This window comes from Neobacillus mesonae (assembly GCF_023715155.1).
GTDB lineage: Bacteria > Bacillota > Bacilli > Bacillales > Cytobacillaceae > Neobacillus > Neobacillus mesonae_A.
Map to the genome: position 1 here is coordinate 104,060 of NZ_JAMBNQ010000003.1, position 15,319 is coordinate 119,378.

Below are 15,319 nucleotides of genomic sequence, written 5' to 3' on the forward strand. Positions count from 1 at the left end.
TATTTACTATGCTATAACTGTAAATTATACTACGTTTTGTAACGTTACATTTATTTTGGTTATCTTAATACTAAGTTAATTTTGAAAAATCAACAAAACAATTGAGAAGGGGTATTTATGTACAAGCGTATTCTAGTATTTTTCACTACTTTTATGTTAGTTTTCTCTTCTACCCAGGTTTTTGCAAAACAGCCAAAAGACCAGCCTGTTTCCAAAAATACAAATGCTGTAAAAATTGTTCGAGATCAATATGGTGTTCCGCACATTTATGCAAAATCAACGAAATCTCTATACCGTGCCTATGGCTATACGATGGCACAAGATCGTTTATTCCAGATGATGATGTTCCGTCTTAGCAATGAAGGGAAGACAGCGTCAGTTTTTGGAGAAAAATACCTGGATCTCGATATGAGAATGAGGCGGGATGGTTACAGTGATCAAGAGATTAAACAAATGATCACAAAAATGGATCCGTTTTCACAAAAAGTAATGACCTATTTTGCTGAAGGAATCACCCAGTATGTGAAAGAAGCGTTAAAAAATCCGGATCAATTATTATCGAAAGAGTTTCATGACTACCATGTCACTCCGGAAACATGGACAGATGTTGATGTATTAAGATTGTTTATGTCATCGATGACGGTCTTTATGGACCAGGAGCAGGAAGTTCAAAACGCAGCGATTTTAGAAAAACTTAAACAGCAATTTGGGGCTGAAAAAGCTAAAAAAATGTTTGATGATATTTTCCCAGTCGATGACCCAGCATCACCAACCAGTATCATGAATGGCGGAATAACCGGTCAAGCTGAGGCAAGAGAAAATGGGAAGCAGGTTTCCAAAGAAGTTACGGCAGCTGCCGGCAAGCTTTCGAAACTACGGCAAAACTTTGAGGATCATTCCCATGAACTAGGCCTTCCGCTGAAGGTAGGAAGTAATGCTATGGTTGTAGGGCCTAAAAAGACAAAGTCCGAAAATGCGATTGTGTACGGGGGACCACAAGTAGGGCTCACGGCCCCAGGGTTTATCTATGAAGTCGGACTTCATTCCCCTAAAATTAACATTGAAGGTTCGGCTTTTGTCGGGTATCCATTTATTATGTTCGGTGCTACTAAGGATATTGGGTTTACCGCAACAGCGGGGTACGGCAACGTTGTCGATATTTTCAGCGAGAAGATAAACCCGGACAATCCGCATCAATATTTTTACAAGGGCAAATGGCATGATATGAAGAAGCGGGTTGAGACCTTTACGGTTCACACAAAAGACGGGAAATCCAAAAGTGTGGAAAAAGAGTTTTACGAAACTGTTCACGGCCCTGTCATTTATCTAGATGAGTCAACCCATACTGCTTATAGTAAGGCGTGGGCATTCCGCGGAACGGAAGCACAAAGCTGGTCTGCCTATTTGGAATCAAACTATGCTCAAAATTTGAATGACTTTGAAAAAGCCGCCCGGAAATTTACCATGTCACTTAACTGGCATTATGCGGATAAACGAGGAAATATCGCCTATTTCCATGTTGGAAAGATACCTAACCGCGACAAGCGCGTTGATGACCGTCTGCCAACACCTGGAACCGGTGAATATGATTGGAAGGGATTTCTAAATCCTAAAAACAATCCTCATATCATCAATCCAGAGTCCGGCTTTGTGGCTAACTGGAATAATAAACCGGCTTCTAATTGGCGGAATGGGGAGTTAAGCTTTAGATGGACCGCAGATCAAAGGGTTCAGCAATATATAGACCAAGCCAAAGCGGCTGACAATATTACGTTAAAAAAAATCAATGACTTCAATTACAACGCAAGTCTAGCCAATTTAAGAACAAAGTGGTTTAAACCTTATTTACTAGAAGCGCTTCAGATTAATCTTCCTAAAAATCCAAAATACGCTGAAGTGTATCAATATCTCAAAAACTGGAATAATCTCAATGAAGATTTGAACAAGGACGGAAATTATGACAGCCCTGCAGTTACGATTTTTGAAGACTGGTGGGCAAATGTAGTTGATACCTTATTTAAAGCAGATCTAGGTGACAGTTATGGAGAACTAAAGGATATCATTGACCATGGATATGGCTGCGGCGTGTGTTTACGAACCTTTCAAGGCAAAAAAGCCGAATCACCCGTCCACTATGATTGGTTAAATGGGATATCTCGTGATCAGCTGATTCTTGACAGCCTGGAACAAACGCTAAGCCAATTGGAAAAAAAGCATGGCAGAAACATGGATCAATGGTTAACAAAAGTAAGGATGACAACCTTTGGCGGCAGTTCATTTATTGGATTCCCGCATGGACTTGGATCTGATAAGCCTATTCCTGAAATGAACAGGGGAAGTGAGAATCACTATGTGGAAATGACGAAGAAAGGCCCCCATGGTTTCAACATCACGCCTCCAGGACAGATCGGCTTTATCAGTAAGGATGGGACCGTCCGCCAGCATTATGCAGATCAAATCGATATGTATGCCAATTGGAAATTCAAACCGATTCTATTTACAGATAAAGATGTAAAGGCGAATGCCGAATCGGTGGATACCTTACAATTTAATAAATAAGACAAGCTCAAGCGCCTAGAGACGTTCATCGTTTCTGGGCTCTTTTTATTCTAAATTTGGGATTTTATCATATTAGTTTAAATAGCGAAATGATAAAGCATGAGTCGTATCTGCAGCTAGAGGAATAAGGACAGAGGGGGAAGGATTCATGTTTTATGATTGGTTGCTTTTAAGCGGACAATTGGTTTGGAACAAACCGCTGTTAACCGTTCTGCTGCTCGTCGCCCTCGTCTATGTAATATTTGTTATCTATTTCACGAAATTGAAGATCTATCAGCCTCAGCCGCTTTTATTTTTTGGCAGCTTAGCTGTTTTATATGTAACGATCGGGAGCCCGCTTTCGGCGCTGAGTCATCTTACCTTTAGCACCCATATGGTGCAAATGAGCATTCTCTTTTTTATTTTTCCACCGCTTTGTTTATTAGGGATTCCCATGCTCTTTTTTGAAAAAATAAGCACGATTCCAGCAGTGAAAATTTTTCCAAAGCCGTTCGCATCATTAATCATATTTGCTGTTTTGTTCTTACTGTACCATGTTCCTGCAGTGTTAACTTTTAGTATGCAATACTCAGTTATTCAATATGGCTATCGGATCCTGCTGCTCGCTTTGGCATTTGCCATGTGGCGGCCCATTGCTGCCCGGGATCAATCCATGGCAGAAAAGAAACGATTTGCTTTTCTAAGCGGGTTATTTTTAATGCCAGCCTGTCTGCTGTTTATTGTCAGTGCCATGATGGGCGGGGCGGATTCGCCTTATTTGACGAAAATGACTGCATCCCTATGTATGCCCGTTTCAGGGTATGGGAGTTTGCCAATCCTTCCTTCTGGTTATCACTCGCAATGGGACCAAGTGCTGGCAGGAGTTTTGATGCTGGGAATCCATAAAGTTTCGATTTTGTTTACTTTTCGTCTTGGAAAAAGAGTACAACATTGGGAATTGGAGAAAAGTAATGGAAAGGGGGAATTTCTATTTATAAAAAACAGGAACGAGGGCTGATATGGCTTTCTTTTATTGTGGCATTTGTTTTGGGATTATCGATTATTGGACGGATTTTTTCGGGATAAGGAAAAGGTGAATGAGATATGGGAAATGAAGAGGCTGTATTTTTTAGCCGGGTTTTGACTGAATTAACATTATCCTTCCACATTATTTATGCAACCATCGGCGTTGGCGTTCCGCTGATGATTATGATTGCTCAATGGGTAGGAATTAAGAAACAGGATGAACACTACACTTTATTAGCGAGACGGTGGACTCGCGGCTATGTCATAACAGTTGCAGTTGGTGTTGTGACCGGGACGGCGATTGGGCTCCAGCTTTCGTTGTTGTGGCCGAATTTTATGGAGCTGGCGGGTAATGTAATTGCTCTGCCGCTGTTCATGGAAACATTTGCTTTCTTTTTTGAAGCCATTTTTTTAGGCATTTATCTCTACACATGGGACAGGTTTAAAAATCAGAAAAGACATTTGATGCTGTTAATTCCGGTTGCACTTGGGGCATCATTTTCAGCCATTTTTATTACGATTGTGAATGCATTTATGAATGCGCCCCAGGGATTTGATCTGGTGAAAGGCCAGCTTGTGAATGTCAGACCAATAATAGCAATGTTCAATCCGGCCATGCCGACGAAAGTGGCGCATGTGTTGGTGACCGCCTATATGACTTCTGCTTTTGTGCTGGCTTCCATTGGGGCATACCGGCTGTTGAAAGGCTCAAGCCATACATATCATAAAAAAGCGTTATTTTTAACAATGAAGCTTGGATTTGTTTTTTCTATTGCTGCTGCAATTATCGGGGATTTCTCCGGCAAATATTTAGCGGAATATCAGCCGGAAAAATTAGCTGCTGCAGAGTGGCATTTTGAAACAGAAGAAGGCGCCCCGCTCATGTTGTACGGAGTTCTCGCTGATGATGAAGTGAAATATGCGATAAAAATTCCATATGCCCTCAGTTTTTTGGCCCACAGCAGTCTGTACTCCAGTGTGATTGGTTTAGATCAATTTGCCGAGGAGGATATTCCGCCGCTCTATATTCACTATTTGTTTGATGTAATGGTCACGATTGGAATGTGGATGGTTGGTCTATCCGTGTCTTATCTGGCGGGGATGTGGCTTAGATGGCGGTTTATCTCATCCAAATGGTTTCGCTGGCTGCTCGTTCTCGCCGGTCCATTATCGATTATTGCGATTGAGGCTGGCTGGTGGCTTGCGGAGGTAGGACGGCAGCCGTGGATTCTTAGAGGAATTATGCGGACAAGTACTGCAGCTACGACAAGCGGTCAAGTCGATACGATGCTTTGGCTTTTCTGCGGATTGTATTTGATTCTAGGGATTGGAAGTATGCTGGTGTTATGGCGGATGTTCCGCCGCAATCCGGTGGAACAGGAAATAGCTGACCGGCGGGCAGAGAAAGCAGGTGATATAAAATGGACCTTGAAATAATTGGAATTACCGTTTTGGGCGTATTTCTGTTTGGCTATATAATTGTGGCCTCTATTGATTTTGGTGCGGGCTTCTTTAATGCTTACAGTGCATTAACAGGAAGACAGCATATTTTAACAAAGGTGATTCAACGATATTTGTCCCCGGTGTGGGAAGTGACGAATGTCTTTTTAGTGTTTTTCTTTGTCGGGATTGTAGGGTTTTTTCCAAAAACAGCCTACTATTATGGTTCGACACTGCTTGTGCCTGCCAGTATAGCAATAATTTTGTTAGCCATCCGCGGTGCTTACTATGCTTTTACGATATATGGAGGGTTGAAACATCGGCGTTATACCCTTTTGTATGGCCTTACGGGATTGTTTATACCGGCGTCCTTGTCGATTGTATTGACGATTTCCGAGGGCGGCTTTGTTCAGCTCGAGCGTTCCGGACCAGTGCTTGATTATTGGTCATTATTCACGAGTCCGTTATCATGGAGCATTGTTGTGCTGAGTCTGACGTCGGTTTTGTATATTTCTGCTGTGTTTTTAACATGGTATTCACAAAAAGCGAAGGACTGGGGAGCGGTTAAGCTCCTGCGAAGGTATGCGCTTGGCTGGTCGCTTCCGGCAATTATTACAGCCGCAGGCATCATTGTGGAAATGCGGACTCATAACCCTGAGCATTACAGCCGGCTTCTTGAACTCTGGTGGATGTTTGGGCTGTCCGTGCTTTTGTTTGCCGGAACAGTGTACTTGCTTTGGAAGCGGATTGCCTATGGTCTGGCATTTGCGCTGTTAACCGGGCAGTTCGCACTTGCTTTTTTGGCATATGGTATCTCACATTATCCGTATTTAATGTATCCGCATCTCACGATTTATGACAGCTTTACAAATGAGGCGATGGCTACTGCCTTGGTGATTGCGTTTATTGCAGGGCTTGGACTGTTGCTCCCATCGTTGTACTTGCTGCTGCGGCTGTTTTTGTTTAACAAGGAATATGTACAAGGCAATCGTGATGATCATGTATAGGGAGGGAAATTCTTTTGGAAAGTTTCTTAATCTTTTATGCACCGTTTTTGGTCGTGCTTGCCTCAATTGCAGCGGCATTCTGGCTCGCTCCGATGGATAATATGGTGAGGAAGGGGCGGAAGTAGGTGTCATTTCCTTCGCTGTGTTTTAAAGATGTTAGGGGAGACAAGCCCTATTACCCGGATGGGGTGCAGTAGGTGAGGTTTGGTAAAAAGAAGCGAGCTTTATTGCCCGAAGAGCGTGCAGTAGGTGAGGTTTGGTAAAAAGAAGCGCGTTCTATTGCCCCTAAAGCGAGCAGCAGGTGGTTTAAGGTAAAAAGAAACATGCTCTAATTCCTGTGGAGCTTGTAAAAGAGAGGCTGCGGTAAAAAGAGGCGTGTTCTATTGCCCCTACCCATACTCATGGGGTGGTAATAGTAAAAAGGCAAATTTCTTCCCGAAGCGAGATCAAAGCAAGAGCATCGGGTAAAAAAAGGCAGTAATTCTTCCCGAAGCGAGATCAAAGCAAGAGCATCGGTAAAAAACAGCCGGTGATTCTTCCCAAAACGAGTTCAAAACGGGAGCATCGGGTAAAAAAAGTCAGTAATTCTTCCCGAAGCGAGATTAAAGCAAGAGCATCGGGTAAAAAAAGGCAGTAATTCTTCCCGAAGCGGTTCAAAGCAAGAGCATCGGGTAAAAAAAGTCAGTAATTCTTCCCGAAGCGAGATCAAAGCAAGAGCATCGGGTAAAAAAAGGCAGTAATTCTTCCCAAAACGAGTTCAAAACAGGAGCATCGGTAAAAAAGCGGGCTTGATTCTGCTCAAAAGAGCCCCAAATAAGAATCCAACGGCAAAATAAAGGGTAGATTTTTCCCTTACCGTGCTGGAATCAAGGCCCGGCGGTAAAAAAGCGGGCTTGATTCTGCCCAAAAGAGCACCGAATAAGACTCCAACGGTAAAATAAAAGGAATATTTTTCCTGCACCATGCTGGAATCAAGGCCCGGAGGTAAAAATGAAGTGAATATTTTCCCCAATGGTACCCCTAAAAAGCCATGAAGGTAAAAATGAATTTATTTTAAGAGTAATTTTTCCTTTTCAGCCCCTTTCTGATTGGCATTTCTGTCATTATTTACTAAAGTATATATATAGAGAAGCGGCAGAGGGAGATGAGGTATTGGCGAAGTCCAATCGAAACAATTTATTGGAAATTCTTTTGGTTTCAATGAGACTCGGACTCACATCATTTGGCGGGCCCACCGCCCATCTAGGTTACTTCCATGAAGAATACGTCCGGCGGAAAAAATGGCTCGATGAAAACAGTTATGCCGATTTAGTGGCACTCTGTCAATTCCTGCCTGGACCCGCAAGCAGCCAGGTTGGAATCGGAATTGGTGTTCTACGAGGGGGTGTTCTCGGCGGAGTATTAGCCTTCATCGGCTTTACTGCCCCATCTGCGGCAATTTTAATCCTATTTGCGTTACTCCTGCAGGGAATGGACATCTATGAAGCAGGCTGGATTCATGGTTTGAAAATTGTTGCGGTGGCGGTTGTTGCTCATGCTATCGCAGGTATGGCGCAAAAATTAACACCTGATAAACCGACGAAAGCAATTGCCTTATTTGCATTGACTGCCACACTGTTTTGGCAGGCCGCCTTTACACAAGTTGGCATTATCCTATTGTCGGCAGCTGCTGGAGTGCTCATTTTTAAACAAAACAAAGAAGAGCAGGAAACAGCAGCGGAAATATCGTTTCCACTAACACATCGTTTTGCAGTCGTCTGTTTAGGTTTATTTTTTGCCCTGCTCATTTTTCTTCCTTTTTTAAAAGAAATCACCTCTTCCTATTGGCTGACGTTATTTGATCGTTTTTACCGCTCTGGTTCATTGGTGTTTGGCGGCGGGCATGTGGTGCTGCCATTGTTGGAACGGGAATTTGTCCCAACGGGCTGGCTGTCGAAGGAAGAGTTTCTTGCGGGATATGGTGCAGCCCAGGCTGTTCCTGGACCGTTATTTACGTTTGCGGCCTACATTGGAGCTGTCGCCAAAGGGTGGGCAGGAGGAGTCTTCGCCACATTGGCGATCTTTTTGCCGGCATTTCTTCTCGTTTTAGGCACGCTGCCTTTTTGGAACACACTGCGGCGAAACCCGAGGATTAAAGGGGCATTAATCGGGGTTAATGCAGCAGTGGTGGGGATTTTGATTGCCGCGTTTTATAATCCGATTTGGACGAGTTCCATTTTAGCACCAAAGGACTTTGCACTGGCCGCTATTCTTTTCAGCCTGTTAGCGTATTGGAAACTGCCGCCGTGGGTCATTGTGGTTTTGGGGGCAGTCGGAGGCGTTATTTTTTAAAAGCCCGTTTTAATGAAAAAAAAAACGCCTCTTTTGTTGAAGAATAATGAACAAGCAGAGGTTCTCCTGATAAATTCAATGGTGCCGCTGAATTTGTTAATAACTCCACATTTGCCCCGCTTACACTCCAGCTTTTGTGGCTGATATTCCCGTGTAATAACAGCGGTCCATTTTTGTAAATAAGTAATAGCGCTCCAGCAGCCAATCGTCCAAAGTTTCGGGAATCGTCCGCGAACACACAGCACTGGGTGTATAACTCATAGAAAATCTGAATACCTGCTTACTATTAAAAACAAACTCATTCTCCTTTCGAAAAAAATCCATCTTTGCAAAATGATAAGGCAATGCAGCCAATCGTGCTCCTGCGACACTAGGCAAGTGATTAGCGTCAAGCGAGAAAAAGTAAACACCTGCTGTATCCCCAACCTTCACGTATGTTCTGACATTCAACTCTAAATACCGATTCAAAAGTGGAATTTCCGGCAGAAACCGAAAACGCTGATGATTAACCCTAAATGATAGGACCGTCAGCCAAGCTTTGCCGGCAAATAAATCTAACTCAAGTTAAGCTGGGATAAGGTTTTGCAGCTGTTCTGGTGCAGCCTCCCAATGGCAAAACAATAAATGTTCCCAAGTCTGCTTTATCATCCAGCCCATTTTTAAAAACATCTTTCAAAATGATTGACATTCAAACCGGTATTTGAATAAGATATAATCAAATGAACGTTTGAATGAAGAAGGTGAATCTATGAAAGATCATGATGTTTGCGAGATTACATGTGTCGATAATGATAAAACAAGAAACGTCCGGCAGCAGCTTGCGAAAACAAGTCACATTCTTGAAGTGACGAAGATTTTTAAAGCATTATCCGATGAAACCAGGATGAAAATTGCTTATGCTCTTACATTGGAAAATGAGCTTTGTGTCTGCGACGTTGCTCATATTGTCGGGGCTACGACCGCGACCGCTTCTCACCATTTGCGGCATTTACGGAGCCTGGGTCTTGCGAAATACCGCAAAGAAGGCAAGCTCGTCTATTATTCCCTTGATGACGATCATGTAAAACAATTAATTCATATCGCCTTAGAGCACCAGGAAGAGGTGGCAGAACGTGAATAGTTCAAATGAGGGAGAGGCTCTTGAAAAACAAGTCTACCGCGTACAGGGATTTTCCTGAACGAGCTGTGCCGCCAAGTTCGAAAAGAACGTACAGCACCTGGATGGTGTTGTGGATGCACAAGTTAACTTCGGCGCTTCAAAACTTACAGTCTATGGAAATGCAAGTCTTGAACAATTGCATGAAGCTGGTGCGTTTGAAAACTTAACACTTTATCCCGAAAAAGAAAAAATGCCAGATCTTCCAAAAGAGCCGCTTTGGAAACGGTATTCCCTTCTAGGACTGTCGGGGCTGTTTCTAATCACCGGTTACCTTTTTTCAAGCAATATTCTTTTTGCAATGGCGATTTTGCTCGGAGGCTTCCGGCTTTTTAAAACGGGTTTAAAAAACTTGTTCCATCTTGAATTTGACATGAAAACGCTGATGACAGTTGCCATCATTGGTGCAGCAATAATTGGCGAGTGGAGTGAAGGGGCGGTTGTCGTGATTCTTTTTGCCATCAGCGAAGTCCTTGAAGGGTATTCAATGGATAAGGCAAGGAATTCAATCCGCTCTTTAATGGAAATGACGCCGTCAGAAGCTCTCATTGTTCGTAACGGCCAGGAGCTGGTGGTAAAAGCGGAGGATATCGTTATCGGCGATATCATGCTGGTGAAACCGGGGCAGATGATTGCCATGGATGGCGTGATTATCGAAGGTGCTTCTTCTGTAAACCAAGCGGCAATTACCGGCGAATCCGTTCCAGTGGAAAGGGCAGTCCATGATGAGGTGTTTGCCGGGACATTAAATGAAGAAGGCTTTTTAAAAGTGAAGGTTACAAAGCTTGCTGATGATACAACCATCGCAAAAATCATCCAATTAGTAGAGGATGCACAGGCAGAAAAAGCACCTTCACAGCAGTTTGTCGACCGTTTCGCGAAATATTATACGCCGGTTATAATGGCGGTCGCTGCACTTGTTGCAATTGTTCCGCCATTGTTTTTAGGAGATTGGCAGGAATGGATATATCAAGGCCTTGCCGTACTCGTAGTAGGATGCCCGTGTGCACTGGTAATCTCAACACCGGTTTCGATTGTTACAGCTATCGGGAATGCTGCACGCAATGGGGTGTTAATCAAAGGCGGCAGCTATTTAGAAGAGCTTGGCGCGTTAAAAGCTATTGCGTTTGATAAAACAGGGACATTGACAAATGGAACACCGGTTGTCACTGACTTTATCAATTATTCAAATGACGGCGAACTGCTTGAAAAAATAGCTGCCCTTGAAAGTATGTCCCAGCACCCGCTTGCCGGCGCAATTATCAAAAAAGCAGCAGATGTGAATAAGAAATATACAGTGGAAAATTTTTCAGCGCTGACAGGCATGGGCATAAAAGGATCCATTGCCGGCGTCGACTATCGGATTGGGAATATGAAATTATTTGAAACAATACCGGCGGAGATCATGGAGCAGATTATGGAGCTTCAAACCGATGGAAAAACGGTGATGATTACCGGAACGAAAAGTGACATTCTCGCATTGATTGCGGTTGCCGATGAAGTGCGCGAGAGCAGTCAGTCTGTCATTGAACAGCTTCATCGGCTGGGAATTCATCATACGATTCTGCTGACAGGTGACAATCAGCAAACAGCTGAGGCAATCGGCCGGATGACAGGTGTCACCAGCATTCAAGCAGAGCTGCTCCCGGAGGATAAGCTGAATTATATGAAGAAAATAGGAACTCAATTTGGCAGAGTCGGCATGGTCGGCGACGGTGTGAATGATGCACCTGCACTTGCGGCAGCAGATGTCGGCATTGCAATGGGCGGCGCCGGGACGGATACGGCACTTGAAACAGCGGACATCGCACTAATGAATGATGATCTAAAAAAGCTGCCATTTACGATTCAATTAAGCCGCAAAACGCTGAGGATTATTAAACAAAATATTACTTTAGCACTCGTTGTAAAGCTTTTGGCCCTGCTTCTCGTTGTCCCCGGCTGGCTGACATTATGGATTGCCATTTTTGCTGACATGGGCATGACATTAATTGTCACGTTAAATGGCTTGCGGCTGCTGCGGCTGAAAGATTAGGTTAGATTTTAAGTTCACCAATAATTTTCTAAGATTTGCTGATAACTGGATATTAATTCGCCGATAAATCTGACGGCAGGACAATTAGAAGGACTAAAATTTTAAAATTAAATAAAACATCCGGTAAGGGGTGGAATCCGTTGAACAATCATTGGACCAAAATGATTTACCGTCTATGGTCACCTGTCTATGATTATTTTTTCAATAGAGGTCCATTCTTAAATGCGCGGCGGAAGGTGTTCAACGGAGTCTGCTTCAAAAAGGGAGAAAAAGTCTTATTTGTGGGCGTGGGAACAGGTGCTGACCTTGAATGGGTCCCTGTTAACCACCTAAAGATTACCGCCATTGACTATTCGGAAGAAATGCTCCTGCAGGCCAAAAGGAAATTTCAAACTGGTACAATTAATTTCCGCCAAATGGATGCACAGGATTTACAGCTTGCGGACAACTCATTTGACTATGTGATAGCAAGCTTGATCCTCTCTGTTGTCCCTGATAGCAGCAAGGTCTTCTCCGAAATGATTCGAGTGACACGGTCAGGCGGCAGGATCATTATTTTTGACAAATTTGCTTCAAAGCCATTACGTGTGAAAAAACTCATACGGCCCATCATAAAAATTCTGGGTACCGATATTGGTCTTTCATTTGAAACATTATTCGCAAAACATAGGGATCACACTATAACATTACTTGAAGATCAAGCCGTCTTATTCGGCGGTATGTATCGAAAAATAATGATTGGAAAAAAATAAACCTTAATCGTAATATTTTCGGTTTAGAATCTAAAAACTAAAAGAACCAAATTGGTGAAGCTCACGGGGGGATAAATATGGGACATCATCACCATCATGGACACGGACATGGCCACTCACATGGTCATTCACATACAAGCAACAAAAAAGCGCTGCTTAGTGCCTTTCTATTAATTGCAGCTTTTATGATTGTCGAAGTTATTGGCGGCATCATCACCAACAGCTTAGCGCTCTTGTCAGATGCAGGGCACATGCTGAGCGACGCTGCAGCGCTGGGGTTAAGCTTTTTTGCCATCAAATTAGGTGAAAAAGCCGTTTCTCAAGAAAAAACATATGGCTACAAGCGGTTTGAAATCATTGCAGCTGCTTTAAATGGTTTAGCACTAATTGTGATTGCCCTCTTTATTTGTTATGAGGCAGTCCGGCGCTTCTTCGATCCGCCTGAGGTGCAGAGTACGGGAATGCTGATCATTTCGGTTATTGGATTATTGGTTAATATCCTTGCCGCCTGGATTCTCATGAAAGGCGATAAAGAGGAAAATCTGAATGTAAGAAGTGCCTTTTTACATGTGATTGGTGATATGCTTGGTTCTGTCGGCGCCATTCTCGCAGCCCTTCTGATCATGTTTTTCGGCTGGGGCATTGCTGACCCAATCGCAAGTGTTATTGTTGCCATACTGATTCTAATCAGCGGCTGGCGTGTCACGAAAGATTCCTTCCATATTCTAATGGAGGGGGCACCAACGCAAATTGATACACGTGAAGTAAAAGAGGCGCTGGGCAAGATTCCGCTCGTTAAAGAGGTCCACGACCTGCATATTTGGACAATTACTTCTGGATATCCGGTGCTAAGCTGTCATCTTACAATTTCAAATGAAGGAATTCAAGACGAAATCCTTGCCAAGTCACAAAAAATATTACACGATGTATTCCACATCGAACACAGCACTATCCAGCTTGAAAAAGAAGCAATCGGATGTCCAAGTCCGCATGGGACGTGTAACTAATAGAAGAGATTTTGGAACAAAAGATGTGAACCTTTAGTGTGCCCGCAGCCACTCGCGGACATTTGTCCATCCAGGGTGGACACTTCATGAAAATATACCAAACCTTATTTTCGTATGGTACTATAATAACCATGAAAATAAGGTTTTTTGTTGTTTCTTGTCATGTAAGGGGAATAATAGCTAGATGTTGTAAGACAAGGGGGAAATCTTTTTGAAAAACACAATTAATCCAAAGGACAAGCGTTTTAAAATCGCCCATCGGGAAGCACTGATAGGTGTTGTTCTCGTTGTCATCAATTTTTTATGGTGGTATGGGTTTGCATATGGGCTTGGTTCGGACAAGGTTGAACATTATACATACATCTTGGGACTGCCGGCCTGGTTCTTTTACAGCTGTATCGTCGGCTTTTTCGTGATGGTGATTCTGGTCATCCTTACTGTCAAATTCCTATTTACAGATGTTCCCTTTGAGGATGAGGAGGGAGAACCTAAATGAATTGGTCTGTTATTACACCATTAGTCATTTTTCTGCTGATTATTTTTGCAGTTGGCTTCTGGTCCCATAAATTTGTTTTGAAGTCGCATTCCTTTCTGGAGGAATACTTTTTAGGAGAGCGTCAGATGGGAGGATTTATCCTGGCCATGACCATGGTTGCCACCTATGGAAGTGCCTCAAGTTTTATCGGCGGTCCTGGTGTTGCTTACACGAAAGGACTCGGCTGGGTGCTGTTAGCCATGGCCCAGCTGGCAACCGGTTATTTTACGCTGATGGTTCTTGGAAAAAAGTTTGCGATAATGGCCAGGAAGTACAAGGCGATTACCTTAATAGACTTTTTGAAAGAACGGTATCAAAGTAAAACCGTCGTGTTATTGTCTGCGGCAAGCATTGTCATCTTCCTGTTTTCCTCGATGACTGCCCAATGGATTGGCGGGGCGCGGCTTGTCGAAAGTTTAACAGGTTTGCCTTATACAGCCGCATTATTGATTTTTGCCTTTTCTGTCCTGATTTTTGTCATTATCGGCGGATTCCGGGCAGTTGCTTTAACCGATGCTGTTCAGGGAGTAGTTATGTTTGCCGGCACGCTGATTTTATTGATTGCGACCATTAAAGCGGGCGGGGGAATTCCAAAAATTATATCCGATTTAGCTGCGGAAAATCCAAAATTAATCAGCCCGTTTGGCGCCGACGGAACTTTAACACCATCCTATGTATCTTCATACTGGATATTAGTAGGAATCGGTGTAATCGGCCTGCCGCAAATTACCGTTCGGGCGATGTCGTATAAAAATTCCAAAGCTATGCATAGTGCAATCATCATCGGTACGATTGTTGTCGGTTTTATCATGCTTGGCATGCACTTAATCGGCGTATTTGCCAGACCGGTCATGCCAGGTATAGAAATTGGCGATACGGTCATGCCGCTATTATCGATGAAGGTATTACCGCCGTTTGCCGCTGGAATTGTTCTGGCTGCACCAATGGCCGCGATTATGTCGACGGTTGATGCTTTATTGATTCTTGTAAGCTCTGCAATTGTGAAGGATGTTTATATAAATTATATCAAGCCGAATGCAAGCAATGCCCATGTGAAAAAGATCAGTTTCAGTGTGACGGCTGTTATCGGTATCATCGTCATCTTATTGTCATTAAGTCCGCCAAATTTAATCATTTGGCTGAATTTATTTTCATTTGGCGGGCTCGAATCTGTCTTTATCTGGCCTGTTATTTTTGGTTTGTACTGGGCAAAAGGCAACAAATATGGGGCGGTTGCTTCGATGGTGATTGGTATGATTTCTTACATTATTCTTGATCGGTTTTACCCAAATGCTTTTGGCATGCACACCGTCGTTCTTCCAATTATCATTTCGATGCTCGTATTTGTGGCGGTAAGTCTGTTCACACAGAGGAGAATAAGCTTGGAAAACACTTATCAGCGATTTTAAAGGGGTTATCCGCTCATTTTGGCTGTTTATCCGCGGAAATAAAGTGGTTATCAGCGAATTTAAACGATATATCCGCGAATCAT

Annotated in this window: 13 protein-coding genes and 1 pseudogene; 12 read left to right on the forward strand and 2 right to left on the reverse strand. The window is 43.3% G+C overall.

Annotated elements, in window-relative coordinates; all coding sequences use genetic code 11:
• Nucleotides 1-117: 117 nt before the first annotated feature.
• From M3183_RS04865 to cydS, 5 genes are all read left to right on the forward strand, one after another.
• On the forward strand, nucleotides 118-2,559 hold the full coding sequence (locus M3183_RS04865; protein WP_251467074.1) for a penicillin acylase family protein: 2,442 nt from the start codon (nucleotides 118-120) through the stop codon (nucleotides 2,557-2,559).
• Between the two features lie 148 nt (nucleotides 2,560-2,707).
• A complete protein-coding gene (locus tag M3183_RS04870) occupies nucleotides 2,708-3,556 on the forward strand; it encodes a cytochrome c oxidase assembly protein (RefSeq protein ID WP_251467075.1) in 849 nt (282 codons plus the stop codon).
• Between the two features lie 86 nt (nucleotides 3,557-3,642).
• Nucleotides 3,643-5,001: a cytochrome ubiquinol oxidase subunit I gene (locus tag M3183_RS04875; RefSeq protein ID WP_251467076.1), complete on the forward strand. Its 1,359-nt coding sequence runs from the start codon at nucleotides 3,643-3,645 to the stop codon at nucleotides 4,999-5,001.
• Complete coding sequence (locus M3183_RS04880) at nucleotides 4,986-6,011, forward strand: cytochrome d ubiquinol oxidase subunit II (RefSeq protein WP_251467077.1); 1,026 nt, start codon at nucleotides 4,986-4,988, stop codon at nucleotides 6,009-6,011. The genes M3183_RS04875 and M3183_RS04880 overlap by 16 nt, the downstream gene beginning before the upstream one ends.
• 14 nt (nucleotides 6,012-6,025) lie before the next feature.
• The gene (gene cydS, locus M3183_RS27420; RefSeq protein ID WP_396953697.1) at nucleotides 6,026-6,136 is read left to right on the forward strand and encodes a cytochrome bd oxidase small subunit CydS family protein; all 111 of its coding nucleotides are present in this window, start codon (nucleotides 6,026-6,028) and stop codon (nucleotides 6,134-6,136) included.
• Nucleotides 6,137-6,768: 632 nt separating this feature from the next.
• On the opposite strand, the gene M3183_RS04885 is transcribed toward cydS, so the two are convergent.
• A complete protein-coding gene (locus M3183_RS04885; protein ID WP_251467078.1) occupies nucleotides 6,769-7,023 on the reverse strand; it encodes a hypothetical protein in 255 nt (84 codons plus the stop codon).
• Between the two features lie 188 nt (nucleotides 7,024-7,211).
• Here M3183_RS04885 and chrA point away from each other — a divergent pair, with 188 nt between their 5' ends.
• On the forward strand, nucleotides 7,212-8,342 hold the full coding sequence (gene chrA, locus M3183_RS04890) for a chromate efflux transporter (protein ID WP_251467441.1): 1,131 nt from the start codon (nucleotides 7,212-7,214) through the stop codon (nucleotides 8,340-8,342).
• 120 nt (nucleotides 8,343-8,462) lie between these two features.
• On the opposite strand, the pseudogene M3183_RS04895 reads toward chrA, so the two are convergent.
• Nucleotides 8,463-8,894 (reverse strand): annotated as a pseudogene (locus M3183_RS04895) (DUF2071 domain-containing protein); the annotation flags it as partial.
• A gap of 196 nt (nucleotides 8,895-9,090) precedes the next feature.
• Between M3183_RS04895 and M3183_RS04900 the strand changes: the two are divergent.
• From M3183_RS04900 to panF, 6 genes are all read left to right on the forward strand, one after another.
• Nucleotides 9,091-9,462, forward strand: a complete 372-nt coding sequence (locus tag M3183_RS04900; RefSeq protein ID WP_251467079.1) for an ArsR/SmtB family transcription factor — start codon at nucleotides 9,091-9,093, stop codon at nucleotides 9,460-9,462.
• Entirely contained in the window at nucleotides 9,455-11,533 is a 2,079-nt protein-coding gene (locus M3183_RS04905) for a heavy metal translocating P-type ATPase (RefSeq protein WP_251467080.1), read from the forward strand. The genes M3183_RS04900 and M3183_RS04905 overlap by 8 nt, the downstream gene beginning before the upstream one ends.
• A gap of 140 nt (nucleotides 11,534-11,673) precedes the next feature.
• Complete coding sequence (locus M3183_RS04910) at nucleotides 11,674-12,285, forward strand: class I SAM-dependent methyltransferase (protein ID WP_251467081.1); 612 nt, start codon at nucleotides 11,674-11,676, stop codon at nucleotides 12,283-12,285.
• Between the two features lie 77 nt (nucleotides 12,286-12,362).
• On the forward strand, nucleotides 12,363-13,292 hold the full coding sequence (locus M3183_RS04915; RefSeq protein WP_251467082.1) for a cation diffusion facilitator family transporter: 930 nt from the start codon (nucleotides 12,363-12,365) through the stop codon (nucleotides 13,290-13,292).
• A 211-nt stretch (nucleotides 13,293-13,503) separates the two neighbouring features.
• Entirely contained in the window at nucleotides 13,504-13,788 is a 285-nt protein-coding gene (locus M3183_RS04920; RefSeq protein WP_251467083.1) for a YhdT family protein, read from the forward strand.
• The gene (gene panF / locus M3183_RS04925) at nucleotides 13,785-15,236 is read left to right on the forward strand and encodes a sodium/pantothenate symporter (RefSeq protein WP_251467084.1); all 1,452 of its coding nucleotides are present in this window, start codon (nucleotides 13,785-13,787) and stop codon (nucleotides 15,234-15,236) included. Before M3183_RS04920 ends, panF begins: the two co-directional genes overlap by 4 nt.
• Nucleotides 15,237-15,319 lie beyond the last annotated feature (83 nt).